This window comes from Marinobacter sp. (assembly GCF_040882185.1).
In the GTDB taxonomy this organism is placed as follows: domain Bacteria; phylum Pseudomonadota; class Gammaproteobacteria; order Pseudomonadales; family Oleiphilaceae; genus Marinobacter.
This window is the reverse complement of record NZ_JBBEBW010000032.1, coordinates 182,966-208,584: the sequence shown is the minus strand read 5'-3', so window position 1 is coordinate 208,584 and position 25,619 is coordinate 182,966. Positions and strand designations below refer to the sequence as shown.

Annotated in this window: 25 protein-coding genes and 1 other RNA gene; 17 read left to right on the top strand and 9 right to left on the bottom strand. The window is 55.6% G+C overall.

The features are described from left to right. The first annotated feature begins 15 nt into the window (after positions 1-15). The 3 genes from msrB to WEB64_RS16000 all read left to right on the top strand — a co-directional run bounded on the left by msrB (position 16) and on the right by WEB64_RS16000 (position 3,532). Positions 16-444, top strand: a complete 429-nt coding sequence (msrB, locus tag WEB64_RS16010; protein ID WP_368060451.1) for a peptide-methionine (R)-S-oxide reductase MsrB — start codon at positions 16-18, stop codon at positions 442-444. A gap of 262 nt (positions 445-706) precedes the next feature. Then, positions 707-2,965 carry a galactose oxidase-like domain-containing protein gene (locus tag WEB64_RS16005; RefSeq protein ID WP_368060453.1) on the top strand — a complete coding sequence of 753 codons (2,259 nt, stop codon included), beginning with the start codon at positions 707-709 and terminating at the stop codon, positions 2,963-2,965. A gap of 33 nt (positions 2,966-2,998) precedes the next feature. After that, entirely contained in the window at positions 2,999-3,532 is a 534-nt protein-coding gene (locus tag WEB64_RS16000; RefSeq protein ID WP_368060455.1) for a hypothetical protein, read from the top strand. Between the two features lie 55 nt (positions 3,533-3,587). On the opposite strand, the gene WEB64_RS15995 is transcribed toward WEB64_RS16000, so the two are convergent. Beyond that, positions 3,588-4,559 (bottom strand): calcium/sodium antiporter, encoded by a 972-nt coding sequence (locus WEB64_RS15995; RefSeq protein ID WP_368060457.1) that lies wholly within the window; start codon positions 4,557-4,559, stop codon positions 3,588-3,590. Positions 4,560-4,850: 291 nt separating this feature from the next. Between WEB64_RS15995 and mqo the strand changes: the two genes are divergently transcribed. The 4 genes from mqo (at position 4,851) to WEB64_RS15975 (ending at position 10,874) form a co-directional block, all read left to right on the top strand. Continuing rightward, positions 4,851-6,344, top strand: a complete 1,494-nt coding sequence (gene mqo, locus WEB64_RS15990; RefSeq protein ID WP_368060459.1) for a malate dehydrogenase (quinone) — start codon at positions 4,851-4,853, stop codon at positions 6,342-6,344. A gap of 166 nt (positions 6,345-6,510) precedes the next feature. Next, the gene (locus WEB64_RS15985) at positions 6,511-7,752 is read left to right on the top strand and encodes an acetyl-CoA carboxylase biotin carboxylase subunit family protein (protein WP_368060461.1); all 1,242 of its coding nucleotides are present in this window, start codon (positions 6,511-6,513) and stop codon (positions 7,750-7,752) included. Between the two features lie 55 nt (positions 7,753-7,807). Then, positions 7,808-9,844, top strand: a complete 2,037-nt coding sequence (locus tag WEB64_RS15980) for a hypothetical protein (protein WP_368060463.1) — start codon at positions 7,808-7,810, stop codon at positions 9,842-9,844. A gap of 67 nt (positions 9,845-9,911) precedes the next feature. Next, the gene (locus WEB64_RS15975) at positions 9,912-10,874 is read left to right on the top strand and encodes a succinyl-CoA synthetase subunit beta (protein ID WP_368060465.1); all 963 of its coding nucleotides are present in this window, start codon (positions 9,912-9,914) and stop codon (positions 10,872-10,874) included. On the opposite strand, the gene WEB64_RS15970 is transcribed toward WEB64_RS15975, so the two are convergent. Then, entirely contained in the window at positions 10,863-11,459 is a 597-nt protein-coding gene (locus tag WEB64_RS15970) for an exopolysaccharide biosynthesis protein (protein WP_368060467.1), read from the bottom strand. The two genes, WEB64_RS15975 and WEB64_RS15970, sit on opposite strands and share 12 nt — an antisense overlap. A 215-nt stretch (positions 11,460-11,674) precedes the next feature. Between WEB64_RS15970 and WEB64_RS15965 the strand changes: the two genes are divergently transcribed. After that, positions 11,675-13,024 carry a S41 family peptidase gene (locus WEB64_RS15965; protein WP_368060469.1) on the top strand — a complete coding sequence of 450 codons (1,350 nt, stop codon included), beginning with the start codon at positions 11,675-11,677 and terminating at the stop codon, positions 13,022-13,024. 30 nt (positions 13,025-13,054) lie between these two features. On the opposite strand, the gene WEB64_RS15960 is transcribed toward WEB64_RS15965, so the two are convergent. Beyond that, the gene (locus tag WEB64_RS15960) at positions 13,055-14,464 is read right to left on the bottom strand and encodes an MATE family efflux transporter (protein WP_368060471.1); all 1,410 of its coding nucleotides are present in this window, start codon (positions 14,462-14,464) and stop codon (positions 13,055-13,057) included. Then, entirely contained in the window at positions 14,461-14,949 is a 489-nt protein-coding gene (locus WEB64_RS15955) for a MarR family winged helix-turn-helix transcriptional regulator (protein WP_368060473.1), read from the bottom strand. The genes WEB64_RS15960 and WEB64_RS15955 overlap by 4 nt, the downstream gene beginning before the upstream one ends. A 120-nt stretch (positions 14,950-15,069) precedes the next feature. Here WEB64_RS15955 and WEB64_RS15950 point away from each other — a divergent pair, with 120 nt between their 5' ends. After that, entirely contained in the window at positions 15,070-15,888 is an 819-nt protein-coding gene (locus WEB64_RS15950) for an acyl-CoA thioesterase (protein ID WP_368060475.1), read from the top strand. A 38-nt stretch (positions 15,889-15,926) separates the two neighbouring features. Here the strand turns inward: WEB64_RS15950 and WEB64_RS15945 are convergent, their stop codons facing one another. Further along, complete coding sequence (locus tag WEB64_RS15945) at positions 15,927-16,838, bottom strand: LysR family transcriptional regulator (RefSeq protein ID WP_368060477.1); 912 nt, start codon at positions 16,836-16,838, stop codon at positions 15,927-15,929. A 235-nt stretch (positions 16,839-17,073) separates the two neighbouring features. On the opposite strand from WEB64_RS15945, the gene WEB64_RS15940 reads away from it, so the two are divergent. The 3 genes from WEB64_RS15940 to gloA are packed head-to-tail and all read left to right on the top strand — an operon-like array spanning position 17,074 to position 19,835. After that, positions 17,074-17,619, top strand: coding sequence for a tat (twin-arginine translocation) pathway signal sequence (locus WEB64_RS15940; protein ID WP_368060479.1), 546 nt, complete (start codon positions 17,074-17,076; stop codon positions 17,617-17,619). A 53-nt stretch (positions 17,620-17,672) separates the two neighbouring features. After that, the gene (locus WEB64_RS15935; protein WP_368060481.1) at positions 17,673-19,256 is read left to right on the top strand and encodes a GMC family oxidoreductase; all 1,584 of its coding nucleotides are present in this window, start codon (positions 17,673-17,675) and stop codon (positions 19,254-19,256) included. 45 nt (positions 19,257-19,301) lie between these two features. After that, positions 19,302-19,835, top strand: coding sequence for a lactoylglutathione lyase (gene gloA / locus WEB64_RS15930; protein WP_368060483.1), 534 nt, complete (start codon positions 19,302-19,304; stop codon positions 19,833-19,835). A 101-nt stretch (positions 19,836-19,936) separates the two neighbouring features. On the opposite strand, the gene WEB64_RS15925 is transcribed toward gloA, so the two are convergent. Next, positions 19,937-20,146: a hypothetical protein gene (locus WEB64_RS15925; protein WP_368060485.1), complete on the bottom strand. Its 210-nt coding sequence runs from the start codon at positions 20,144-20,146 to the stop codon at positions 19,937-19,939. Positions 20,147-20,257: 111 nt separating this feature from the next. On the opposite strand from WEB64_RS15925, the gene WEB64_RS15920 reads away from it, so the two are divergent. From WEB64_RS15920 to WEB64_RS15905, 4 genes are read left to right on the top strand one after another with little or no spacing between them, the layout of a single operon-like run. Continuing rightward, positions 20,258-20,545 (top strand): CopG family ribbon-helix-helix protein, encoded by a 288-nt coding sequence (locus WEB64_RS15920; protein WP_368060487.1) that lies wholly within the window; start codon positions 20,258-20,260, stop codon positions 20,543-20,545. Continuing rightward, positions 20,545-20,838: a type II toxin-antitoxin system RelE/ParE family toxin gene (locus WEB64_RS15915; RefSeq protein WP_368060825.1), complete on the top strand. Its 294-nt coding sequence runs from the start codon at positions 20,545-20,547 to the stop codon at positions 20,836-20,838. The genes WEB64_RS15920 and WEB64_RS15915 overlap by 1 nt, the downstream gene beginning before the upstream one ends. Then, positions 20,795-20,965, top strand: a complete 171-nt coding sequence (locus WEB64_RS15910; protein WP_368060489.1) for an ImmA/IrrE family metallo-endopeptidase — start codon at positions 20,795-20,797, stop codon at positions 20,963-20,965. The genes WEB64_RS15915 and WEB64_RS15910 overlap by 44 nt, the downstream gene beginning before the upstream one ends. Beyond that, positions 20,901-21,188: a hypothetical protein gene (locus WEB64_RS15905; protein WP_368060491.1), complete on the top strand. Its 288-nt coding sequence runs from the start codon at positions 20,901-20,903 to the stop codon at positions 21,186-21,188. Before WEB64_RS15910 ends, WEB64_RS15905 begins: the two co-directional genes overlap by 65 nt. 77 nt (positions 21,189-21,265) lie before the next feature. Here the strand turns inward: WEB64_RS15905 and ssrA are convergent. From ssrA to smpB, 3 genes are all read right to left on the bottom strand, one after another. Further along, positions 21,266-21,630: a transfer-messenger RNA gene (gene ssrA / locus WEB64_RS15900) on the bottom strand. An 81-nt stretch (positions 21,631-21,711) separates the two neighbouring features. Beyond that, complete coding sequence (locus WEB64_RS15895; RefSeq protein ID WP_368060493.1) at positions 21,712-23,181, bottom strand: wax ester/triacylglycerol synthase family O-acyltransferase; 1,470 nt, start codon at positions 23,179-23,181, stop codon at positions 21,712-21,714. A 144-nt stretch (positions 23,182-23,325) separates the two neighbouring features. Then, the gene (gene smpB / locus WEB64_RS15890) at positions 23,326-23,811 is read right to left on the bottom strand and encodes an SsrA-binding protein SmpB (RefSeq protein WP_368060496.1); all 486 of its coding nucleotides are present in this window, start codon (positions 23,809-23,811) and stop codon (positions 23,326-23,328) included. A 173-nt stretch (positions 23,812-23,984) separates the two neighbouring features. On the opposite strand from smpB, the gene WEB64_RS15885 reads away from it, so the two are divergent. After that, positions 23,985-25,610, top strand: a complete 1,626-nt coding sequence (locus WEB64_RS15885) for a sodium-dependent transporter (RefSeq protein ID WP_368060498.1) — start codon at positions 23,985-23,987, stop codon at positions 25,608-25,610. Positions 25,611-25,619: the final 9 nt, after the last annotated feature.

Sequence of the window (25,619 nt, the reverse complement as noted above, 5' to 3'; positions counted from 1 at the left end):
CCTGAGGAGGCCTCTATGAGCACATCTGCATCCGGTTATGACCTTCAATCCCTGAGTCCAGTGGAAATTGAACGCCTCGCAGAGAAGCTGACCCCGGAAGAGCGTACGGTGTTGCTTGACCATGGCACTGAACGGCCGTTCTGTGGCACGTTGCTCGACAATAAAAAAGACGGCGTATACCACTGTCGCCTGTGCGATTTGCCCCTGTTTCGCTCTGATGCCAAATTTGACTCGGGAACTGGCTGGCCCAGCTTTTTCCAGCCTTTTGATTCCGATCACATTCACGCGATCGAGGATACCAGTCTCGGCATGACCCGCATTGAAGTGCGTTGCCCCCGGTGTGACAGCCATCTTGGCCATGTGTTTCCTGACGGGCCACCACCGACTGGTCAGCGTTATTGCCTCAATTCTGTAGCACTGGACTTCCGGCCAGCACACATCTGATTCGAAGTGTCATCAGATCGTCATGTTCCGACGGCACACTGCAGGGGTCTGCATTGTAGTTGTGCCCGTCATCCCTGACGGTTTCATTGAGGGTTGGATGCCCGACAAAGCCATGGATGGCCATTTTTAGAAAATAACCCCTCTCGACTGCATCTTTTTCGGTTCGCCGGGCGTTCCTCCTGTGGCGGAGTTATTCGCCAGTCCATTCAACGATTTTCATGGGCCCACAATAACAACGGCTCAGATAACCGGAGAGACAGTGATGAGAACAAAAATATCGATAGCCACACGTCTGGCACTGGGGCTACCCGTAGCGGTCTTTTCCACCTTGGCCTTCGCTGACTCGCCGAAAGGCTCGTTCAGTGATCCGTTCTCGGAACCCACTATCGTAGTGGATGGTGAGGTTGTGGAAACCGACGAAAAATGTGTGGTAAACGGCGAAGGTCTGGACGAGTGCAAACCGGCAGCTGGCACCATGGCATTGCTGGAAGATGGGCGCATTCTTTATCTGAATGCTCTAGAGGGGACCGAAAACGTCGAGCTGTCAATTGTTGCAGAGTTTGGTGAGGTTTCGGTCAACGACCAGAGCCGTGTACTTTCGTTGGGCGAGAATGACGCTGCTGAATGGCTCAAACCGAACCCTCTTCGTGCAGGCGCCAACCCGGACGGCAACGACAGCGAAACCTTGCTTAACGGTACCGAACTCGATGGTTTGATCGATACTGCAGACAATACGGCGAAAAATGACGGGGCACTGTTTTGCTCGGACGTGGTGGGTCTGGCAGATGGTCGCGTGATGGCTGTGGGTGGCACCGATTATTATTCAGAACCGGGTATTGACGGCCTTCCCCTGGGCGTGGCGGAGCTGGAGGGCATCAAGAACTCCCGTATCTTTGATCCGAAAACCAACACCTGGACCCAAAGCGGCGATATGAATTATGGCCGTTGGTACCCCTCCATGGTGACGCTGCCCAATAGCAAAATCTTTGTCGCCAGCGGTGTCACCAAACTACTCAAACCTGTCTATCCGGAAGACCCGTTAAACAGCGGCCGTAATGTCGTCCAGACTGAGACCTATGATCCGTGTGCCGGAGTCTGGACTCAGAATCCGTCCACTGCAGATCGGACCTTACCGTTGTACCCGCGGCTGCACCTGTTGCCCAATGGCCATGTGCTCTATAACGCGGGCGGCCAGGCCTTCAACCCGTTTGGCCAGGGGTATGACCAGGCTTTATGGAACATCGTCGCGACCTATAACCCCGACAGCCAGCGCTGGAACGATATCGGCTATGCCGGTTTGCCGTTGCGTCTGGATGAGGTGGGTCTGGGACAGTTAACCAGCACATTGAACGTCACCAATCTGTCGCTTGATCAGGTCGGTGGTCTGGTGGGCGATTTGCTCAGCAGTCCGACCGAATTACTGACGGCATTCGATGATTTCAACGTCGATGCCGATCAGCTCAAAATGGCAGTGGCTGGCGGTATGCGCGGGTCGACCTCGTCTACCATGCTGCCCCTCAGGCCCGATGCAAATGGCGAGTACAACGACGTCGAAATTCTGACGGCAGGTGGTGTGCCGAGCTATGCGGTTCTGACAAGTCCGGGTGGATATTTGCCGGTCGCCCAGAGCCGTATTGACACCGTTACCACTGACGGCGATGAAGTTGGCTATGAATCCCGCCTCACGGCCCCGCTGAATCAGCCCCGCTGGTATGGCACCAATGTTGTGATGCCTGATGGTAGCGTCATGGTCTTCAATGGCGGTAACCGCGACGGGGTGGTAGGGCCGGGTCTGGATAGCCCGATCCAGACAGCTGAACGGTTCGATCCACAAACTGGCATCTGGACTGAGATGGCGGCTTCGAAGCGTCCCCGTACCTACCATAACACGGCGATTCTGATGCCTGACGGCCGTGTCCTGATCGGGGGCCATGCGCCGATCAACACCGCTTATCTGTCCAGTATCAATCTCGAGGATTTCGGGTTCTCACCCAATGATGGGCGGGACCCCAGTTTCGAGATCTACACCCCGCCCTATGCAGAGCGTGACGACCGCCCTGAAATCCTGAACGCGCCGAACTCACTGACGGTAGGAGACACGTTTACCGTTCAGGTAGATGATCCGTCGGTAGACAAGGTATTGCTGATCCGCCGGACAGTGATGACGCACCTGATCGACGGTGATCAGCGTGCCATCGAGCTGCCGATTGCGGCACAAAATGGTAATACATTGACATTGAAAATGCCTGGGCGCCACAGTGTGGTGCCTGCTGGCAAGTACATGCTGTTTGTCAGTAAAGACAGTGAGATCGGTCGTGTTCCGTCCGTTTCTGCATCCATTACTGTGATCAATAACGGTCTGGAATGCATGGCAATGGCGGCCAGCGACACTACGACAGACGCTGGCGAAGAAACCGCAACGGCAAATGCCGAACCTGACACAACCGATACCTCCACCAACGAAAGCTCAAGCGATGACGGCGGGCTGGTGCAGAGTGTGTTCGGCGTGTTCGGGTTTTAAGCGATGGACGTCGTCTATCGCAGGGGAGCAGGGATGCTCTTGCTGTTCGCCGCCCTGAATATTGCAGTCATGTACAGTGCTGGAGCCTTGGCTCATGGCGCAGATGAAATCGACAACGTCCCGGACGGAGTGATTATGGCGCAACTTGCAGAATTGCCAGATATCTCTGGTCTGCAGGTGATTCTGCTGGACGGTGTACCCCAAGGCATCATGGTCAGCTACCAGGGTAGTCGAGAGCTTGTGGTGTCGGGTCTCGACGGCGAACCGTTTCTCCGGTTTGACAGCGAGGGCGTGCTCGCCAATACCGGCAGTGCTACCTGGCGCGTAATGCAGTCCACTGACAACAAGGCTGCTCCCGACGAGGGATGGCTTCGGGTGTCAGAAACCCGAAGCTTCGGATGGATGGACCCAAGGCTCAGCCTTGAGTCAGCGCCACACCATGGCAGCCAACCCCAGGAGTTGGAGCGCTGGCACATTAATGTTCGGATTGAGGGAGAAAACAGCGACCGGATTGGCGGAGTGATTTACTGGCAGCCCTTGCAGAAAACCTCTCCCCGGAGCCTGTAACCTGAACCACCGGCCGTCAGCCGAAGCACTGGCTGACGGCCTTCTCTGTCAACCGTCAAGGAATAACGGTAGATATCAGATAACCGGTATACAGGGCATAAACCATCATCAGCGCTGAACCCTCAAGACGATTAATGCGGCCTTGTCGTCCAGCGAAACCGAAACCCATGATGAACAGAGCAACGGTCAGGGCTGTCATCAATGTCCAGTCCCGATACAGCACCGCAGATTCGACCGCCAAAGGGTGGATCGCTGCAGCGATACCCACAACTGCCAAAGTATTGAATATGCCGGAGCCCAGGATGTTTCCCAGAGCCAGGTCGTGTTCGCCTTTTTTGATGGCCATGAGTGATGAGGCAAGCTCGGGCAGGGAGGTGCCAATGGCTACGACCGTCAGGCCAATGACCAGATCGCTTACCCCGAGGCTTTGAGCCACGGTTACGGCTCCCCAGACCAGTGCGCGGGAACTCACCACCAACAGTACCAGCCCTATAACCAGCCACATCAGTGCCTTGTTTAGCGCCATGGGGTGGGCAATCATCTCGTTGTCAACGTCGCCTGCCAGCGCGTCAGGGCCTTTGCGCATGCCCTGGATGATCGACCAGCCCATCACCACCGCAAAAGCACCCAATAGAACCCAGGCGTCTATTCGGCTGAGCTCGCCGTCCAGCAATTGCCAGCCAGCCAGTAACGAGATCGCAAACAGCAGGGGAAGTTCTTTACGCAAAACCTGAGAGTGCACGTTGATCGGACTGATTAACGCCACCAAACCAATAATCAGCGCGATGTTGGTTATGTTCGAGCCGTAGGCGTTACCGAGCGCAAGACCAGGGTTGCCATCGGAAGCTGCCATGGCAGACACCACCATTTCCGGCGCAGATGTACCGAACCCAATGACCACCATACCAATCAACAACGGGGGCATCCCTGCGTGCTTGGCGGTGGCAGCTGCCCCCTCCACGAACCGGTCAGCACTCCAGACCAGCAGTACAAGCCCGCCGAGAATTGCCAGAAAAGCCATTGTCATCGTAGAACCTCAGTTAATAAGCGGGCGGAGCAGAAAACTCCTGTGTAACCCACGGTGCAAGCAGTGAAAAGGAAGACAAAATACCTCAGGTAGTTTGCGAAAGTAAGGCTTGGGAGGCTACTCGTCGCTATAACTCCAGCGGCTCAGTTGATTAACCCATTAGCCGGTCGGGACACTAGTGTGGTTGCGGTTTAACTGTCCGGCTTTCATTCATATGTTAAAGGCATTTTATTAATCGAAAGAAAAGCGGGATAATCGGCCCGATTTCCAACTTGCTAAAGTGAGAAACTAATGTCCGCTAGACAAGCAGATATAGTGCTGGTCGGCGGTGGCGTCATGAGCGCCACCCTCGGCACGATGCTCAGGCAGCTCGATCCGTCCCTGGACATCATCATGGTAGAACGTCTTGATCACGTTGCCCATGAGAGCACCGATGGATGGAACAACGCAGGCACCGGGCATGCTGGTTACTGTGAGCTCAACTACACCCCCGAAACCGAGGAAGGTGATGTCGAGATCCAGCGGGCGCTGACGATCAACGCGTCGTTCGAAGTGTCGCTGCAATTATGGTCGTACATGGTGGAGCAGGGCATGCTGCCTAAGCCTTCATCATTTATCAACCAGACGCCTCATCAGAGTTTTGTCTGGGGCGAGGATAACGTCGAGTTTCTGCGTAAGCGTTACGAAAAGCTCAGCGCCCATCACCTGTTCCGCGAGATGAGCTTCTCTGACTCGCCGGAGCAATTGAAAGAATGGATGCCGCTGGTGGTTAATCACCGGGACCCGATGCAACCGGTTGCCGCTACCAGGGTTGAACACGGTTCCGACGTGGATTTTGGTTCCCTGACCCGGAGCATGGTGGAATACCTGCAAAGCAAGCCCAACTTCGAGTTAATGCTGGGCCACCCGGTACGCTCCATAGCCCAGCGAGATAACGGTCGCTGGAAGGTCAGGGTGCGGGATGAGAAGTCCGGGGTGACCACAAAACTGGAAGCTGGCTTCGTATTCCTTGGTGCCGGCGGTGGCGCTCTGCCATTGTTACAGAAATCCGGTATCGACGAGTCCCATGGTTACGGAGGGTTCCCGGTTAGCGGCCAGTGGCTGGTATGTCAGAAACCTGAGATTGTTAAACAACACCGCTCCAAGGTTTACGGTAAGGCGCCAGTAGGCGCGCCGCCGATGTCCGTCCCTCACCTGGATACGCGGATTATCAATGGTAAGCCGGCATTGCTGTTTGGTCCTTACGCCGGTTTTACTACCCGCTTCTTGAAACAGGGTTCGATGTTCGATTTATTTGGCTCGGTCAAGACCAATAACCTGCGCTCGATGATGTCTGCAGGCAAGAGCAACATGGACCTGACGCGTTATCTGATTGGTGAGGTTTTTCAGTCCCACGAAGACCGCGTTGACGCTCTGAAAAACTTTTATCCCGACGCTGACGAAAAGGACTGGAAGCTACAGACCGCGGGTCAGCGGGTGCAGATTATCAAGGAAGGCCCCGATGGGGATGGCAAGCTTGAGTTTGGTACTGAAATTGTCGCCGCGAAAGACGGCACGCTCGCCGCTCTTCTGGGCGCTTCTCCCGGTGCCTCCACCGCAGCTCATGCCATGATTGACGTAATCGAACGGTGCTTCCCTGAGCGCATGAAAGATTCCGCCTGGCAGGAGCGAATGAAAACCATGGTGCCATCCTATGGCAAGTCCCTTGTGGACGACGAAGCCTTGCTGAGAGATATTCGAGCGCGAACTCTGAGCACTTTAGGACTCACTGGTAGGACCAGTTAGCAGCTCAAACTAGTCGCTAAACGAATTTGTTTGGTTGTTGCTATAGCTCTGATGCTGCATGGCTTTCAGGGCTTTTCCATGGTCCAGGCCCAGGTTTTGGATTTCTAATACAGGGCAGAAACGTGTACCTTTGTAACGAAACATGTCGCAGCAAGAGGTACTTTGAATGGCTAAGCGAGAGACTGTAAACCGGGATCCGAACAAAGGTTATGTCGCACTTTTGGGTTGGAGTCTGAATGCTGTTGAGGCAGCTGAACGGTTTGATCGACGCTATGTGGTTGTGGCGCCGGACTGGGCTGAGACCTATTGCAAAGAGCATGATATTCCCTACGTGCCCTGGAATTTTGAACGCCTGAACGACCGCTCAATGGAGATTGCCCAAACCCTGCAGGATATGGGTGTGGATGTGTCGATTCCGCTGTTCGAGGAGACCGTTGAGTGGGCTGGCGCCATCAACTCGGTGTTGATGGATAACCCTCGTCTTTTCGGTCAGGCCATGTTGCTTCGCGACAAGGCGCTCATGAAGCGTCGAGCTCAACTGGGCGGTATCCGGGTCGGTATTTTTGAGGAAGCGCACGACAAGGGTGACGTGATCCGGTTCCTGAAGCGAGTCAATCAGACCCTACTTAAGCTGGATGGTGACCCGAACGATCCGATTCACCTCAAGGCCTTCGATAAAGCTGGCTGCCTTGGTCACCGGGTTATTCGCACCCCGGATGAAGTCGATAGCATTCCGGAAGAAGAATTTCCGGTGTTGATGGAGTCGCATCTTGATGGTTGGGAGTTTGCGGTTGAAGCCTGGGTTCACAATGGCAAAATCCGGTTCCTCAATATCTCCGAGTATGTCACTCTCGGCTATTCGGTCTTTGTACCGGCGACGCCCGAACTCGAACAATACCGGGAGGCTATCACCCGGCAGATCGAGAAGCTGATCAAGACCTTTGATATTGAGTTTGGCTTTATTCATCCAGAATACTTTGTCACCAGCGATGGTGAAATGTACTTTGGTGAGGTGGCTTATCGTCCGCCCGGGTTCAAGGTGTTTGAGCTGTTAGAGCGTGCCTATGGGTTTAACGCCTATCAAGGTATGATCATGGCATTCGATCCAAAGACTACAGAGGAAGAAATCACCAATTTCTTCCCGAAAGAAGTGGTCGACGCCAAAGGGGTTGCTGGCTGTTTCGGGGTCTATCCTCGTCGTCGGGTCGTCAGTAAGCTGGAAATTCCAGCGGAGACCGAAGATCATGAATACTTCGAGTCCCATGAACTGACACCGCCGGTTGAAGAGACGGTAACCAAGCGAACAGCATTTGGTACGCACTGGGGTTTGATATACTTCTTCGGTGAGGAGCCTCATGTGATGCGCGACTTGCTTAAGCGTCAGGAAGACCTCGATTTCTATGTATAATAAAGGGCAGCGGTAAGCAGTTCGTCGTTGCCGCAACCCGATACGAGGAGTCAGCTTGAGTTACTCAGAGGCTAATAGTAGCGCTGATACCGGCAAGCTGGAAAGCCTATCCAAACGATTGGATGAGGCCTTGCAGTCGCTGGCGGAAGCGCCGGATTTTGCCAAACCCATGAAAGTGGGCCGCGTATTTCAAGCAACCAAGCGCGTTTTGATGCAAGAGGGTGGCTGCTCGTTAATCGAGCAGCGCGCCCGACAGTTCGAAGAGTCCGGAATTTTTCAGGGCTCCGACTGGGCAAATCCCCAGTTTCTGGTGCCTTCACTCACACCCTTTTCCCTGAAAAGCCCTCAGGCTGACACCGTTGTGATAGAGGCAGTCAGCGAATTGCGACTGCTCGCAATTGCTATGGGCGATTACGAGCATCCTTCCATGTCGGTGGAGCAGGCGCACCATTACCTGACCCAAGTGCTGGCCATCAACCTTGAGCTCTTATTTGGTACTCCCAGCGAGGAAGCCCGTGAGATTCAGGGTCGTCTGGCAACGCTTAGCCAATCGCTCGTCAAGCATCTGGCAGAACGAATCGGTTATGAACATGTTATCGACCAGCTGATCGACGAGATCTGGCGTATCCTTCAGCAGCGGCCGATTCAGGTCGACAGCATCAAACAGATGGTCACCCAGATAGCAGTCTGTCGGGCTAATCCGGATATTGAACTGGGTTCCAGCGGACAGGGCGCCGACCGCCTGATCAGCAGCTTGTACGGTACTACTCAGGCGTGCCGCGAAGATCCCGGTGTCGACCTTTATCGTGAACGTCTTGAATCCATGGATGCTGGAGCTCTCCAGTATGAAGCCACCGGTTTCGCCCGAGCCATGCATGATACTGGCCTGGTGTCGCCTTACCATGCGGTCCTGATCCGGCATTTGCTGGGGCACAGCACTCACTTGCTTGCTGAGGCGCTTGGACTTTCAAGCACGGGTCGCGATTGCCTGTTGTGCTACGACGACCTGGTTCAGGCGATTGTCGAGGAAAGTATTCACCCCCGTACAGCTCAGGGCATATACGGTCTGGCGCTTATGTTGGAACGGGGCATTCTTTATCAGCCGCCGGTGGCTCCAGCACTCTGGCGGCAAGTGGCTTTGCCGCTATCTGATTATTCCTGTGAGCGGTTGAACCTGGCCTACGGAGATAACCCTTCGCCCCGTGCGCGCCTGATGGAAGGGGTGTTGTGTATGCTGGGTCAGCCGCTGGGCGTGGGGCAGGGCAACAACCCTACCTGTCAGTCAGCGCGGGCGATGTCGATGTGGGCCTATAACGATCCGGATTATCTGTTACAGATGGTGGTCTGGGCCGCCCGGGACGATGAGATCATCATCCATTTTGAGGGACAGCCAATCTCGTCCAGGGAGAGCCTTTCAGGCGTGGCGGCGAATCTGCCTATAGATCTGGACCCGGTCTCCCTGCTCGTTGTGCCACATCTGGATCGCATCTATGCCGAGATGGGTCGCCGATGTATTGGCCGGGAAGGGGACCCCCACCGCTGGGTGAATCCGGAATTCCACGGTTGGTGGTCGGGACGTGGATTCAGGATCAACGTGGATGTTGCCACCGGGCAACTGGATGGCCTTGAGGATTTCCTGCGCCATTTCTATGCCAGCTATCACCCTTACTACAACGGTAATCAACCGCTGATCCACCCGCAGCCTGCGGGTATTGCGGTAACTGATAGCGCTGCACGGTTTATCGGCTGGCACGCGATCACTGTCTTGCGCGTATCCCTGGACCCCCAGGAGGTAATGCGGGTGTACTTCTTCAACCCGAATAACGACAGTGGTCAGAATTGGGGGGATGACGTGGTGGTCAGTACCTCGGGTTACGGTGAGAGGTTCGGTGAGGCATCCTTGCCCTTTGAGCAGTTCGCCTCGAGGCTTTACATATTTCACTTTGACCCTCTTGAACGTGGCGAACTGGCAATCGTTACGGAGGACGAACTCCAGCGGGTTATAGGCCACGTGTACCGTAGCTGGGGGGCCGACCGGGTGCCGCCGATGGAGCTTCAGGCAAGTTCGGGTGTTGATTCCCTCGATGAGTGAGTTGGGCATTCCGGAACGATCAAAAACCCCAAACCTCGGTTTGGGGTTTTTTTAGGAAGCTTCATTAATGACATTCAGGTTTGCAAACAATCCGATTGTTCTCGGTTTGGCATTATGCGTGTTGTTCCCGTTGTTTTTTATCGGCGGACCGGACTGGGCCTCGAGCCCATTACATCGCTCAGTCTGGAATCTTGGGCATTTGATTTTTTTTGGCCTGGCGGTTCTGACATGGCAGGTTGTCTTTGGTGTGGGCGGCTGGCGCCAGTGGTTGGGGCTGAGTGCTGCCATCCTGTTGACAGGTGCTGTCATCGAACTGGTGCAAAATGGGCTAGGCCGGGATCTCGATTGGCAGGACGTACTTCGCAATATGATTGGCGCCTGGCTGGTTATGGTTTGGCGCAGGCCGACCCAAGGGCGGGGGAGGTGGCCCCCAACGGCTGCACTTTGGCCCCTGAGGGTAGTCGTCACAACGTTATTGGTGTTTCAGGTGGTTCCCGTCGCCGAAGTCGGTTTTCAACGGTACCAGATGGCCCGACAACTACCGGTGGTTTTTGATATTAACCAGCCCCAGCCAACTCACTACTGGAGTGGTGATGTAGCCCGGATGCCTGCGTTCGGGGGAAACTCCGGTCAAAGCCTGGAAGTTAGACTGGGGACCGGGAAGTACTCAGGAGCCTTTCTCAACAACATGCCGCGAGATTGGCGGGGATACCAGCAATTGGTCTTTGAGCTCCATAATCCTGATACCGCGCCGATCGAGATGACGCTCCGCGTAAACGACACAGTGCATGATCGTAGTGACAATGCCTTCGATGACCGTTTCAATATCAGGCTCCTGGTGGACCCGGGCCGGAATATCTACCGGATTGAGTTGTCCGCAATCGAGTCAGCCCCTGCGGACCGCCTGATGGATATGGCAAACCTTAGCCGGCTGGGCCTTTTTGTGTCTGATCTGCCAGCGGCACAAAGTGTGTTTTTGAGTGAACTTCGTCTGGAAGGTACGTCAGAGAAGAAAGCCTCAACCGAGTAGGTTGCTGAATATCACCCAGCCGGTACCCGCCGTGACGATAGTCGCGATGAGCGCTACGAGACCATCGCCCGAGATAATAGCCAGGCCGAATGCCATCAGCGCAAGGCCACCGCCATTGGCACTGAATGGGATCACTTCCATCGCGGGCATGGCCAGCGCGACAGCCATACACAGAGCGGCCATCACGTAGAGCCCCGGGCCTTCCACCAGGAATATTAGGCGTGGCCGGGTGAGCTTATCCAGTTTGCGAGCGGGTTTATGGAGCCAGTCCAGGCCTTTGGTGAGCTTGTCACGCTGGATGTTGCGAGCGGTTATCCAGTTTGGTAACCAAATATGACGCCGACGAAACATCAGTTGCCCCAGGGTGAGCACAACCACCAGGCCAAGCAGGGTAGGGATCCCGGGTATATCTCCAATCAGCGGTGCCAGCGTAATAAGCCCAGCCACGAGAACTATCGGCCCAAAAGACCGTTTGCCGACGGCGTCGAGAATGTCACCTACGGATACCCGGTCCCTGTCTTCCGCAGAACTCCGGATACGGTCAAGTAACTGTTCCATATTTGTCAGGTCGTTCGAAGTGCTCATGGCCAGTTCCTGCTCAATTCCGAGTTTACGTGGTCAACGCAGTGACACCCGTAAAGTTATCATTAAGCGGTCCCATGCCGCACGGCAGAAGCAGTTACATAACGGCAATGCTGGCCCCGGGTGGCAGCGAGGATAAGGCGCTTTGAAAACCGGATGCTATGCTAATCAGAGGGCGTGTGCAGCTTTTGAGCGTAGTGGCGCGGGGTGACTGATTTATGACATTCGCAAACCCGAACGAAGCGACCAAAGCTGCTGAAAGTTTCAGTCAGCTTCAAGGCGTGTGGCGATCACAGGGGTATGGGAAAATCCTGCTCATCGAGGGTGGGCGCTACGTATTTTTTGAAGAGACCGCTGTCAGTTGCCGGAAGCTCTATTCTGGTACCCAGGCGGAGCTCGCGCTGTATTTTGAAGATGTGCAGATATCACCCCGAAAGCAGTCATTCAGCGCACATCGTGCGACGGGTGTGACACGAATAGGTTTTCGTCGTTTGAAGGCGCTCCCGCCTACCGCTTTTGATGAGCGTAATAAGGAGAGTAACGATCCCGAGTACAACTTCGACCTCTTCTGGCACACATTCGCTGAACACTATGCGCTCTTTGAGCTCAAAGGCGTTGTATGGGACCAGTCATACCATACGTTCCGTCCCCGCATAGACCCTAGCTGTCCACGGGAAACCCTGTTCGCCAATATGGCGGCCATGCTGCGCCCGCTCCGAGACGGTCATATTCGCCTGTATACCCCCTGGGGACATTACAGCGCGGGTGCACGGCCAGCGCTCTACAAACGCTTGGAGTCAGAGCTGGAAGGCGCCCACGATGACCGTGGAATTGCGAATTATCTCGGCGAACTCAGGGAGCGGCTTCACGATCTCATTCAGGACGATTATCTCGGGGGAGGTGTTCGTCATGGCGCCAATCACACGGTTGACTGGGGTCAGCTCAGCGCCACCACTGGTTACCTGAACATCCGTGCCATGGCGGGACAAAGCGGCAAGATAGGTCACCCCGCGGATGATCTCAAGGTTACGGCGGCGGTCATGAAAACTGTGCTGGCAGAGCTCGGCGATCTGCCTAACCTTGTGGTTGATATCCGGGGCAATGGCGGTGGGTACGACGGAGTGGCTTTGCGCTTTGCCTCCCATCTGATGGATAGAAAGCGACTCGCATTCAGTAAATCCGCACGCCACGGAAACGGTTTCACAGGCCAGCAAAAAATACACGTTACCCCACCCAACGCCGAAACGTACCGGGGAAATCTGTACGTTCTGACCAGCGAGCTCACGGCCAGCGCTGCCGAAATCTTTGTGCTGGCGTTACTCCAGCACCCACGCCTGACCCTGATCGGGGAGCCCACCCAGGGCATACTCTCCGACACGCTGGAGCGACACCTCCCGAATGGTTGGCACCTCACCCTGTCCAACGAAATCTACCGGTCGTACGACGGCCAGATATACGAAGACGTCGGCATCCCCCCGCATATCCGGTTGCAGTTTCTGGGCAGAAAAGGTCGGGAAGAGGGGCGGGATCCGATGCTGGATCGGGTTTTGAAGTTGGTCAGAGGGTAAATCGGGTAGGTGGCAATCCCCGGACCTGACTTAATGCTCATTGGCCGCAAGAGCCCTGGGGCCTGGTGATCGCCACGCCCCGAGCCGGATGGCACCAGCGGTAATGACCCCGAACAGCAGCATGCCGGCTGCGATGCAGGCGTAGACCATATCCAGCCCATAACCGAACCCATAGGCGGCCAATGAGGCTCCGCCAATAGCCACCACGAATCGGACCAGCGCTGCAAAGATCGGCCACCGGATTTCGCCAGCGCCCTGAGAACCGAAATAAAGCGCCAGCCCCAACCCCTGGAACAGGAAGAACGGACCGACAATCTGCAGGAATCTTGCACCGGCTGCGAAGGTTTCCGGGTCGTCGGTAAACAGGCCAGCCCAGAGATGAGGGGCCAGGGCGAGTACCAGGCCTATGCTGCCGGTTAGCCCTGCAGCGAGCGCACCTCCGGTCCAACCCACCTGTTCTGCCCGGGCGATACGGCCAGCGCCCACATTGGTTCCAATAATGGCGGTCATGGCTGCACCAATGCCGAATACCAGTGGAATCAACAGAAACTCCAGGCGAGCCGCAATGCCGTAGCCCGCCAGGGCGGTGGCTCCGAAGCTGCTGACTATCACGTTCACCGTGGCGATGGCCAGAACCGTCAGCACCGGAGACAGGGATGACAAAGCACCCACCCGAAAAATGTCCGCAAAGAGTGCCTTTTGTAACTGGAAGGCCGAGCGCCGGAGTTGCAATATCTGGCGACCGCGAACCAGTCCGCCAATAAGCACCAGGGCCGTCAGCCCCATGCTAAGCACCACCGATACCGCAGCGCCGGCAACCCCCAGCTTTGGCAACCCGGCCCAACCCAGAATCAACGCTCCAGAAAGTGGTATCTGCACAAAAGAGCCCAGTACCATCACCACTGCCGGAGATCGCATTTCCCCCATGCCCCGATAAATCGCAGCGACAGTCCCCATCAACCACAACGTCATACCGCCGGCAAACAGGATGTGACCATAAAGAATGGCTTCTGTTTTGACCAAGGGGGCAACGTCTAACTGTTGCAAAAGGGCGGGGCCGCCGAACCACCAGATCAGCCAGAACAAAGTACCTGCGGCCAGGGCAATCACCAATCCATGCCAGATCAATGCCTCGGCCTGGTCCTTGCGATCACGACCCAGGGCTCGCGCCACGGAACTACTGAGGGCACCACCGATGGCTCCGTTGGAGAGCATCTGCATGAGCATCAGTGCCGGAAACATCAGGGCGATGGCCGCCAGGGCTTCGGTACCCAGATGACCGATAAACCAGACCTCGGTCATGCTCACTGTACCCTGGACGAGGAAGGCGACGGCATTTGGCGCGGCCATGGTCAGAATCAGCGGCAGCGCCGGTCGGTTCAGCATTTGCTCGGTTCGGGTCATGGCGGGTGCGGGAGCTGCACGGGCAGGGGCTGTCATAAGTGTGGCGCTCCCGGCTCATGGGGTTGGAGCAGATCCAGGGATTCATCGATCAATGTATGCAGCGCTACGACCCTTTCCTGGCCAAGTATGTCGTTAATATGCCGCTGGGCCCGCTTCCAGTGTGCTTTTGCTTCGGCCCATTTCTCGCGGCCGGCGTCGGTAATGCATACTGTCTGGCTGCGGCGATCCGGTCCGGGAGCCTGGGTGAGCCAGCCGGCATCCAGTAGGGGTCTGAGGTTGCGCGTTAGCGTGGAGGCATCCATCTTCAACACCTTCGCCAGTTCGCCGGGACGCACGGGACCCAATTGGATAAGATGCCCCATCAGCGCGTACTGGGTGCCTTTAAGCCCCGCCCGGGCCAGCTCGGTATCGTAATGTTGCGACACCTGGCGCATTAACTGTCTTATGCGATAGTTGGTGCAACCCTTGGGCTTTGGCTTGTCGGTTTCAGGCCTTTCGGATTCCGGATGTTTGACCTTCATGGAAGCCTCCGCGTAGTATTTGTAGTTACAAGTATTGTATATGCAACTATAATCGTCAAGGTCGAATACCGGACGTGAGTCCGGTTACTCGTCGGCAGACAATTCGGTAACGAGGCAGTCATGACAAATAACGAAGCATCCGTTCACCCGCTGGATCAATCAGTCAACTTGAAACCGCTGGAACAAGGGGTCTGGCAGGGGGCGACCAGTTCCGCCTACGCCAATATGGTGGGTCCGTTTGGTGGTACTACCGGGGCGACCCTTCTCAAGGCCGTGTTATGTCATCAGCAGCTTCTTGGTGAGCCGCTCGCACTCACAGTGAACTTCGCGGCTCCAGTCGCTGATGGCAATTTCGAGGTCCGTGCCAGGCCCTTGCGGACCAACCGGAGCAGCCAGCACTGGTGGGTGGAGATGATGCAGGAAGGTGAGGTCGTGGCTTTCGCTACCGCAGTGACGGCTCGCCGCCGTGAAACCTGGACGTCGACAGAAGCAAACCTGCCGGAGGTGCCGCTGGCATCCGACCTGACGTTTTTTGAGAAGGCAGGGCGTCCCCCGTGGACTCGCAACTATGACATGCGATTTATTGACGGCGAGTTGTTTGGGGAGCCCAACAAAAATGAACCGTCTCAAAGCCGCCTATGGATGCGCGACGAACCGCCCCGTCCGTTGGATTTCGTATCCCTCGCGGCGCTGTGTGATGCGTTCTTCCCCCGCATCTACATCCGTCGCCCGAAGCTGGTACCCATTGGCACTGTCTCCCTGACCACCTATTTTCATGCCGATCAGCAGCAACTGGCTGCCGTGGGCACCGACCACATACTGGGTGTTGCCTGGGCCAACCACTTTGGCAAAGGCTTCTCTGATCAGAGCGCTGAAGTGTGGAGCAATGACGGCACGCTGCTGGCAACGACCCATCAGGTGGTCTATTTCAAAGAGTGAATATGCCATGCGCCAGCGTTGGCAGCTTTCTGAGCTAATCACACCCGGGTGGGGAATCGCTCCTCGTCAGCGAAGCTCTCTGTGAGGGTGTCGAACACCTTTCTGACTCTGGGAGGAACCGGCCCGCGCTGTGGCCGGTAAACATACAATGGCAGCGGGGGCGGCTCGAACTGTCGCAGAACCGGAACAAGCAGTCCTTCGCGGATGTAGGGAATGACGAGGAAGGCCGCAATCTGACCAAACACCCAGCCGTTAAGAACCGCTTGGAATTCTGTTTCCGGGTCATCGGAAACAAAGCGGGGCGATGGCGGTGCGTGGGTAAAGCCATTAAACCGCCAGGGCCAGATTCTCCCGGAGTTCCGGTCCACCCGGCCAGAAACCGGTTTACGGATAAGATCTGCGACTAATCGGGGCTCGCCAACCTGGCGGACCAATTCTGGGGTTGCCACCACCATCAGAGGCACCTGGGCCGCCTGACGGGCAACAAAACGATTATCCCGAAGTGCGCCGACACGGATGCCGATGTCGATCTGCGCACCGACGGTGTCCGTCACCTCATCTTCAAGTCGAAGGTCTATGAGGCATTCAGGTGCCTCACGGATGAGCGGTTCGATCAGGGGCAGGACGTGACTGCGCCCCACGGAATGGGGCGCGGTTATGCCAACCCTCCCGGCGTAAAGTTCGGCTCTGGAAGGTCGTGAGTGTTCGAAGAGCATTTCCAGCTCAGCAATCGGACTGTTCGCCTCCTGCAGGAACCGCGCACCAAACTGTGTGATCTGTATCTGCCGGGTACTGCGGTGGAACAGCAGCTCGCCAAGTTGGTCCTCAAGCTCTTTTACAGCTCGACTGATGGTCTGTGGAGAGGTCCCCAGCTGGAAAGCCGCGTCTCTGAAGCTGGTGCATTGGGCCGTGGTGGCAAAAATCTTCAGTAGTCGGAAACGATCGTGCATGGTAGCTCTCCAAACGTAGACCCCCAAACGTGGACCCTCAAACGTAGACCCATTCAACTGTATCAGTATTCCATTTATTGGAATTAAGAAAACCAAAAATTTTCCTACCCGGCGTTGGTTGTCCCTGTCTACTCTGAAATCACTCCAGAAGAAAACGCCACAACCACAACAACAAATCAGGGCTGAAGCCGTCAAGATGTGCAGACAGACTTGCGCAGGCCTTGCAGGAGTGCACATGTCACTATCCCGTAGAAGTTTTCTCAGAAACAGCAGAAACGTCCTTATCGGTACCCTGGCTTTCAGCAATGGCGCGATAGCCTTACTGGCCCCGTCCAGGGCCTGGTCCATGCCCCTGAACAGTCTTACCACCGCCGAGGGCGAAACCATTCTCAAGGTTACCCGGCACATCTTCCCCCACGACTCATTGGAGGATGCCGTTTACGCTTTTGTGGTCCGGGATCTGGATAAAGCATCGGCTGATCGCGCCGTTCACGCGCTGTTATCAGAGGGTGTGGAAGAACTGAACCGCCGTGCCGGAGGCAACTGGGCCGGGCTCGAAGTCGGTGAACAATTCCGCCACGTGGAATCCATGGTCGGAACCCCGTTCTTCGGAACCATTCGGAGCACTGCGGTGGTATCGCTTTATAACAACGAGTTGGCATTCGCACATTTCGGTTACGAAGGTGCGGCGGGTGACGGCGGCTACCTGCACGCAGGGTTCGATGATCTCGATTGGTTACCGAATCCGAGCGCAGTAGATAGCGGAATCAAACCTACCTGAATTCCGGCCACTCTCATCAATAACTCTTATAAAAATGCAGTCTGGAGAGACCCATGTCACTGACCGAACAACAAAAGACCTTTTCTCACGATGACGACAGCGTTGTGGTTGTCATCGGATCTGGCGCCGGCGGCGGAACCCTGGCAAACGGCCTCGCTCAACAGGGCATCAATACTGTGGTTCTGGAAGCTGGCGCGTTGCACACGACCGCTGACTTTCTGGCCGATGAGTGGGCCTCCTTTGGCCAGCTCGCCTGGCTTGATCCGCGCACTACTTCCGGTAGCTTCCGCCTCGCCAAAGACTTCGCCGGTCTGCCCGCCTGGATCGTGAAAGCGGTGGGCGGAACCACCATCCACTGGGCGGGAGCGAGCTTGAGATTGCAGCCCTATGAATTCAAGGCGCTGACCACTTACGGTGCCGTGAAGGGCGCCAATCTGCTGGACTGGCCGATCAGTTACGATGAGCTGGCACCATACTACGCCAATGCCGAAAACCGGATGGGAGTAACCCGTACCAACGACATCGGTGGCTTAGCTGGCAACAACAACTTCAAGGTAATGCATGCCGGTGCCGAGAAGCTGGGCTATAGCTGTAACACTGGCCATATGGCGATAAACAGCCAGCCCCGCGATGGCCGACTGGCTTGCCAGCAACGAGGGTTCTGCTTCCAGGGTTGCCGTTTTGGTGCCAAGTGGTCAACGCTCTATACCGAACTACCGGAAGGCATTGCGACCGGGCATATGGAGCTGCGCCCCGAATCCCACGTTGCCCGGATTGAACACAACAACGAAGGTCGGGTGACCGCCGTGGTCTATTTCGACAAGGAGGGCAAGGAGCAGCGCCAGAAAGCCCGGGTGGTGGCCGTTGCAGGCAACTCCATCGAGACGCCCAGACTGCTTCTGAACTCCGCCTCGGGCATGTTTCCGGACGGTCTTGCAAACAGTTCCGGTCAGGTTGGACGCAACTATATGCGGCATATGACAGGCTCCGTATACGCTACCTTCGAGAAACCGGTCCATATGTACCGTGGTACCACCATGGCCGGGATCATTCAGGATGAGGCCCATCATAATCCAGCCCGTGGATTTGTCGGTGGCTACGAGATAGAAACCCTCTCGCTGGGGCTGCCGTTCATGGCCGCGTTCCTGAACCCTGGTGCTTGGGGGCGTGATTTCACCCACGCCATGGATCAGTACGATCATATGGCCGGTATGTGGCTGGTGGGGGAGGACATGCCTCGTGAAACCAACCGCATCACGCTGAATACTGATATCAATGATGCCTTCGGTATGCCCGTGGCCAACGTGCACTATGATGATCACGAGAACGATATCGCCATGCGTGAACACGCGTTTGAACGAGGCGAAGCGATCTATAACGCCGTTGATGCGCTGGAGACTATTCGCACGCCTCCGTACCCATCAACCCATAATCTCGGTTCCTGCCGTATGAGCGAGAAGGCACCGGACGGAGTCTGTAACGGTGTTGGCCAGAGCCACGACATTGCCAACCTGTTCATTTCCGACGGTAGCCAGTTCACCACCTCGGCGGCGGAAAACCCAACGTTGACCATTGTGGCGCTGGCGTTGAGACAGGCCGAAAAGATGGGCCAGATGCTCAAGCAGGGGACAGTCTAACTCGTTACTTCGAATCACATTGCCAAACAATAGAGGACTTAAATCATGGGCTTCACTGGTGAGAATTACCCCGGGGTTCAAACACCCACCAAAGAGTCGGAGGGGTTTCGCCTCAATCACACAATGCTCCGCATTAAAGACCCTGAGAAATCCCTGGCGTTCTACACCCACGTGATGGGCATGACCGTACTGCGCCGGCTCGATTTCGAAGAGATGCAGTTCTCACTTTATTTCCTCACCAAAGTACAGCCAGATCAGAACGTCCCTGAAGCCCAAAGCGACCGAACCGTCTGGACCTTCAGCCAGACCGGGATTCTCGAGTTTACCCACAACTGGGGAACCGAGACCGAGGACAATTTTGCCTACCACGACGGCAATGCCCAACCGCAGGGTTTTGGTCACATTTGCTTCTCGGTACCTGACCTAGATGCCGCCATCGCCTGGTTTGATGCCAATAACCTAACCTATGTGAAGCGCCCGGAGCAGGGCAAAATGCGCGACGTAGCCTTCATCAAGGATGTGGATGGTTACTGGATTGAAATCGTGGAGGCTGCCCGATTGGGACAGTTGGGTGCGTAGATAAAGGTATCGGTATCTTTATTTTCTGCAGTTTCAGCGCGAATTCGAAAAACTCCACGCGACCTGTATCAGGCCAACTTGCAACTGGACAGCAGCCAGCATTATGTCTGTAGCCGGCGACGAAGCAGAGGCTCCTTGATGACCTGGGCAAAGGTCTCGCGATGGGTGACGGAAGGGGAATCCAGAGCGTCCTCAATGTAATCCCAGCCTTCTTGCTTCAGTTCATTGAATAAAGGAGCGCTCAACTTCGGTGAAGTCCGGGCCAGGCATTGCAACTCCTTTTTGGGTATGCGCAAAGGATTATGGTGCATGATCAGAACCTATCAACGTAGCTAAGCGCCCTTGCAACTTTATGGAAGTAGTGGACGGAAAACAACCAAGGTGTTACTTTGCACTAATGTTGTAACACATGAGGATGAACCATGAGTGAAGCCACGTTTACCTTCCGTGTCGATGATGCTTTGAAAAGCCAGTTTACCCAGGCCGCCAAATCCCGGGACCGTAGTGGGGCTCAGCTGCTTCGAGACTTCATGCGTGAGTTTATACAACAACAGCAAGAAGTGGCTGAACATGACGCCTGGTTTCGCCGCCAGGTACAAGCTGGCCTGGATTCAGCGAATGCTGGCAACCTGGTGCCAGCCGCCGAGGTAGAAGCCAGATTTGCGGCCCGTCGAGCAGCGACGCGACGTCGTTCTGAAACCTCTGAGTGATGGAATTGTTCTGGACGCCGGAGGCAATACAAGACCGCGACGATATTTATGATTTCATTGAGGCTGATAATCCTTCCGCCGCGTTGGTCCTGGATGAGTTATTTTCAGAGAAAGTTGCACACCTGGTCGATCATCCGGATCTTGGTCGGGCGGGGCGCGTGGCAGACACACGCGAGTTGGTTGCGCATCAGAACTATATTCTGGTTTATGACCTGACTGGCAATATTGTACGCGTGCTGCGTATTGTGCATGCAGCCCGGCAGTGGCCGCCGTTTGAAGAAAAGAATCAATGACAGCTTTCCGGTCATCATCAAGAAACAGCAATCCGAAGGTGCGCAGGCCTTCACAATGATGCATGAGCTGGGGCATCTACCTGCTACCTCACCGCGAGAGCCTTGTCGACGGAGACGAGTTCCATAGTCATAGCACCAACGAAGTGGCAGCGAATCGATTTGCGGGAAATCTGCTGGCGCCTGAACAGGAAAGCTCCGGCGATACCCACTTTCGCTTCAAGGAGCCGGTTAGAGTCTTTGGCAAGAGCTACGTGGGCACTGTGCTGGAGGCTCTGTATGAGCAACGAATTACGCTGGCCACGGTGTTACCCACAAGTGAACGTGGATGCCAATGGATCAATATGGATTAGGTAGGCATAAAAAAGCCCCGTTTCCGGGGCTTTAGGGCGTTTCAGTGGATCTCGCTGGACCTCCTGAAACTCTTGGTTGGTGGAGACGGCGGGAATTGAACCCGCGTCCGCCAGTACTCTGCCTTAAGATCTACATGCTTAGCTTCCTTCTATTGATTTAACCTCAAACGACCCGAAGGTCAGGGTGTAAGAGGCGAGTTCTTTAAATCTTAGTCGCTAGCCAGTGAACTCTGGATAGCGAAGCAGCCTGTAAGCGATGACGTCCTGAGATGTAGCTTCCGAGTTACAGGCGCCTCGGTCAGGACGACTAGCAGCTTACGCTGCTAGTGCGTAGTTTTCGTCGTTTGCGACTATTTGTTTGCAGCTTTGGATTAACGAGATTGGCTGCCATCTCGACATGCACCCAAGGGTTTGCAACCAGCGTCGAAGCCATGTCGTCCCCTTAGCTGCAGTATATGCGTCCGGTTGCGTTCACTTCAAGGGATAACCCGCTTTGTTTTTGGCTGAAGCCTGCGTCTTACACCTATAAAATGGAGGCTTGGCCGGTATTTTCTTTAGCCTGCTGGCGGTTTTGCTGCTGGTGCTGTAGCGCCCGGTCCTGGAGGTCATGGAAGCTTTCCCGGAAATAAACCATGAGTTCGTCGGGGTTGGCCTTGATGTTTTTGTCGATGGTCATGCCGAACTGCACTGTGCCGGCGTAGCTGAAGATGCTCATACCGATACCGATGCTGCCGGTTTGGGGCACCCAGAACATTGGCTGTTTGAGTCTGGCTCCCGCCAGATAGACGGGTTTCTTGGGACCGGGCACGTTGGTCAGTACCGCCGAGGCTTTCTGGCTGAGTAGTTTGAGCGCCCTGCGTTCAAGTATGTCGGGGCCCCGTCCGAAAAGGTCAAGCAGACTGTATGTTACCTGTGCTTGATAAGAGCGTTTGAGGCGGTTCATGTGCTCCTGAACCTGGCGGAATCGCATCAGGGGGCAGTCCACATCCACGGGTAACGTTAGCAATACAAGGCCAAACTGGTTGCCGAGGGTTTCGATGGGCTGGCGCAAGGATCGAAGATTGAAGGGCACCGCTACCCGTAAGCCACTCTCCGGTATTGTCTCGCCGGTCTCCTTGAAGTGTTTGTGGAGTGCACCGGTGGCGCAGGCCATCAGAACGTCGTTCACTGTTCCTTTCAGGGCTCGCGCGCACACTTTGACTTCCGCCAGGCTCAGCGGGTCGGCCCAGGCGACGCGCTTACGCCCGGATAAGGGCAAGGTCAGGCCGGTTTGTGGTTCGCTGGGGAGGAATAACAGCTTGAAACATTCCATCGCGATCTTGCCAGCAGTGTCTGCCAGTTTTATGGGGTAGCGGGCGTCTTTCCGGATGGATTGACCGAGCAGAGCCAACTGGCCCAAGGCTGTGCGACTCAGGTCAGATACCTGTGAGACCGCCCGCTGGAGCGAGGAGCTCTTATTGATCACCGGTGGTGTCAGGGATGGCAGTCTGAATACTCGCGCATCACTGGCCTCCGGGCTGCTATCCGTCAGGGAAAGCATTACACGGACCAGGGATATACCGTCGGCAATGCAGTGATGGATACGGACCAGCAATGCGCAGCCGCCCTCATAATTGTCAATGTAGTGGATCTGCCAGAGCGGATGGTTGAAGTCCAGTGGCGTACTGTTGAGATCGCTGGTGAGGCGCTGGAGGCTCTGTTTGTTAGCTTTGCCCGGCAAGGCGACACGGTGAACATGGTTGTCGAGATCAAACAGCGGGTCGTCTTGCCAGTGGACTTTGTCGCCTTTCTGGTAGATTCGCTGGCGGAAGCGCCGGAATCTCAGAAAGCGTTCACCAAGCACCTGGCGCAATCGCGACATCGCGATGGGCTGCTCGAAAATCAGCACCGCCGAAATCATCATCGGATTTTCAGTGCATTCCATTCGAAGCCATGATCGATCAACGGCAGACATTTTGGTGTATTTGAGCGATTCAGGGTTTGGTGAAATCATCAGGCCCTCTCTTCTGTCCATGTGCGAGAGGGTGAGCCGTGCGTTTTGACGAGTCGGCTACGGCAGGAAAACGCGCCCCCACCCAAGCAGATCAGTATAGGCCTGACAGCGGGAGCGGGAAAGAGGCCGTATTCGCTACAGATTTCAGCCGGTGGCGTTTGCGTCACGCATGATGCGCTGCTTCTGGCGGTTCCAGTCGCGTTCTTTCTCAGTGGCTCTCTTGTCGAATTGCTTCTTGCCTTTTACCAGGGCAATCTCGCATTTAACTTTGTTTTTTTTCCAATAGAGCGCCAGCGGAATGCAGGTATGGCCGGTCTGGTTCACCTGGCCGATCAGACGTCCCAGTTCCCGGGCATGGAGCAACAGTTTTCGGGTGCGGGTGGGGTCTGCGATGACATGAGTCGATGCGGTGGTCAATGGCATGAAATGCGCGCCCAGCAGAAAAGCTTCACCGTCTTTCAGCAGTATATAGGCATCGGTCAGTTGCCCTTTGCCAGCGCGCAGGGATTTAACTTCCCAGCCAAGCAATACCACGCCCGCTTCAAAGCGCTCTTCGATGTGATATTCGTGTTTGGCTTTTTTGTTCAGGGCAATGGTGCCGCTGGACGCGCCCGGTTTCTTTTTACTCATGGATGCCTGATCTGGAGTTGCGGAATCCCGAGGGGATTCGTAAATTGGCCGTGTGAAAGCCGCGCATTGTAGCGCAGTACTACCGGCGTGGTCACGAAATCGGCTATACAGGTTAATTAACGCGTCCGCCCCTTTCGGCTACAATGTCATCTTCTAAAGACTCAGGATGTTGGATGCCTACTCCCTACAATACGGTGATCGGTTCCTGGACCAGGCGCTCGACGTTTTTCTGGGCGGCCACCGGTGCCACGGTTGGCCTCAGTAATCTTTGGAAGTTTCCGTATCTGGCCAGCGCCAATGGCGGCGGTTGGTTCGTGTTGATGTACATTGCATGCCTGCTGCTGGTTACCCTCCCGCTGATGCTGACGGAAACTGCTCTGGGCCGAAGCGCCCGCCATGGGTTAGTGCTGTCACTTGATGGCCTTATTCGTTCTACCCAGGCTTCCCGGTGCTGGATGTGGGCGGGCCGGTTCAGCATTCTCTCCGGTTTTCTGGTGTTGTCCTTTACTGCTGTCATAGGCGGCATCTGTCTTGCGTATGTATTTTTCGGTGCGCTGGGGTTTTTCGTGGGTGCGTCCGATGCCGAAATCAGTCTGATTCTCTCAGACCTGGTGGAAAATCCGTCGCAATACCGGGATTTCATGGCATGGCATGTGCTGTTCCTTGTACTGGTTATCGTGGTCTCGATGCAGGGGGTGACGGATGGGTTAGAGCGCGCGTTCCGGGTGATTATGCCGACGTTCTTCATGCTGTTGCTTGCATTGCTGGTATATAGCTATTTTTATGGCGAGCTTAGTCTGGCGGCTGATCATATGCTCGGTCTGCGGTCCGGCCAGTTGAGCTGGAACAGTCTCCAGATGGCTTTGGCACATGCCTTCTATACGCTGGGGCTAGGTATGGGCGTATGGGTGGTCTTTGGCTCCTATATGCCTTCTGACGCCCCACTCAAGCGCTCCGTAATCGCGGTGGTCCTTATGGATACGTTGATCGCGATTATGGCCGGTCTCGTTATCTACGCGTTGGTATTCCAGGGCGGTGCCGACGAGACGGGGCAGGGGTTCGGGTTGGTGTTTCTGGCACTTCCGGGCAGCCTTTCGAATGTTCTTTTTGGGCAATTCGTGGCTACGGTCATGTTCGTTGCTGTTTTGCTGGTCGCCTGGACGTCGACTCTTGCCTTACTGGAGCCGGTTATTGGCTGGTTTCAGGAATGGATAGGGGCGCCCAGAGGTTGGTCAGCGTTTCTGATGGGTGTGTTGGCATGGCTGGCGGGGCTTGGGACCCTTTACTCGTTTAATATCTGGTCAGATCTCACTTGGGCTGGAGGCACCATTTTTCGCTGGGTGGAACTGCTGGCTAGCGGTCTGTTGATTCCTTTGGTCAGTATCGCTATTGCGCTGTTTGTGGGTTGGCAGTTGGGAAGGGCTAACGCTCTTTCGCTGATCGGGAAAACTCCTGCACTGCTATCAGCAGTCTGGTTCTGGGTGATTCGACTGATATTGCCTCTGGTGATTGTCTATATCGGTGCCTCCTATGGCGTATCGTCTTTTAGGGCGATGTGCGAAGAGAATAAGACGGCTTTCTGGTGCGGTTCCTCCGAGCGTGGTTCATCGGACTCCTCTCTCGACAAGGATGCTCCTCCCGCTATGCCGTCGCTGGAGCCTATAATCCCAGGCTTGCCACAGCCGCCCGTGCCGGTTCCCCTGGTGCCGGACTTACCTCCTTTGTCGCCCCAAATGGATCGGAATGGTGACCGGGGTGAAACAGAACCGGGGGATGAATTGCTCTACCATAGCGTGTGATAATGAACG

Coding starts and splice junctions, on each gene's coding strand:
- msrB (WP_368060451.1), top strand. CDS start 16: ATGAGCACATCTGCATCCGGTTATGACCTTCAATCCCTGAGTCCAGTG.
- WEB64_RS16005 (WP_368060453.1), top strand. CDS start 707: ATGAGAACAAAAATATCGATAGCCACACGTCTGGCACTGGGGCTACCC.
- WEB64_RS16000 (WP_368060455.1), top strand. CDS start 2,999: ATGCTCTTGCTGTTCGCCGCCCTGAATATTGCAGTCATGTACAGTGCT.
- WEB64_RS15995 (WP_368060457.1), bottom strand. CDS start 4,559: ATGACAATGGCTTTTCTGGCAATTCTCGGCGGGCTTGTACTGCTGGTC.
- mqo (WP_368060459.1), top strand. CDS start 4,851: ATGTCCGCTAGACAAGCAGATATAGTGCTGGTCGGCGGTGGCGTCATG.
- WEB64_RS15985 (WP_368060461.1), top strand. CDS start 6,511: ATGGCTAAGCGAGAGACTGTAAACCGGGATCCGAACAAAGGTTATGTC.
- WEB64_RS15975 (WP_368060465.1), top strand. CDS start 9,912: ATGACATTCAGGTTTGCAAACAATCCGATTGTTCTCGGTTTGGCATTA.
- WEB64_RS15970 (WP_368060467.1), bottom strand. CDS start 11,459: ATGAGCACTTCGAACGACCTGACAAATATGGAACAGTTACTTGACCGT.
- WEB64_RS15965 (WP_368060469.1), top strand. CDS start 11,675: ATGACATTCGCAAACCCGAACGAAGCGACCAAAGCTGCTGAAAGTTTC.
- WEB64_RS15960 (WP_368060471.1), bottom strand. CDS start 14,464: ATGACAGCCCCTGCCCGTGCAGCTCCCGCACCCGCCATGACCCGAACC.
- WEB64_RS15955 (WP_368060473.1), bottom strand. CDS start 14,949: ATGAAGGTCAAACATCCGGAATCCGAAAGGCCTGAAACCGACAAGCCA.
- WEB64_RS15950 (WP_368060475.1), top strand. CDS start 15,070: ATGACAAATAACGAAGCATCCGTTCACCCGCTGGATCAATCAGTCAAC.
- WEB64_RS15945 (WP_368060477.1), bottom strand. CDS start 16,838: ATGCACGATCGTTTCCGACTACTGAAGATTTTTGCCACCACGGCCCAA.
- WEB64_RS15940 (WP_368060479.1), top strand. CDS start 17,074: ATGTCACTATCCCGTAGAAGTTTTCTCAGAAACAGCAGAAACGTCCTT.
- WEB64_RS15935 (WP_368060481.1), top strand. CDS start 17,673: ATGTCACTGACCGAACAACAAAAGACCTTTTCTCACGATGACGACAGC.
- gloA (WP_368060483.1), top strand. CDS start 19,302: ATGGGCTTCACTGGTGAGAATTACCCCGGGGTTCAAACACCCACCAAA.
- WEB64_RS15925 (WP_368060485.1), bottom strand. CDS start 20,146: ATGCACCATAATCCTTTGCGCATACCCAAAAAGGAGTTGCAATGCCTG.
- WEB64_RS15920 (WP_368060487.1), top strand. CDS start 20,258: ATGAGTGAAGCCACGTTTACCTTCCGTGTCGATGATGCTTTGAAAAGC.
- WEB64_RS15915 (WP_368060825.1), top strand. CDS start 20,545: ATGGAATTGTTCTGGACGCCGGAGGCAATACAAGACCGCGACGATATT.
- WEB64_RS15910 (WP_368060489.1), top strand. CDS start 20,795: ATGCAGCCCGGCAGTGGCCGCCGTTTGAAGAAAAGAATCAATGACAGC.
- WEB64_RS15905 (WP_368060491.1), top strand. CDS start 20,901: ATGAGCTGGGGCATCTACCTGCTACCTCACCGCGAGAGCCTTGTCGAC.
- WEB64_RS15895 (WP_368060493.1), bottom strand. CDS start 23,181: ATGATTTCACCAAACCCTGAATCGCTCAAATACACCAAAATGTCTGCC.
- smpB (WP_368060496.1), bottom strand. CDS start 23,811: ATGAGTAAAAAGAAACCGGGCGCGTCCAGCGGCACCATTGCCCTGAAC.
- WEB64_RS15885 (WP_368060498.1), top strand. CDS start 23,985: ATGCCTACTCCCTACAATACGGTGATCGGTTCCTGGACCAGGCGCTCG.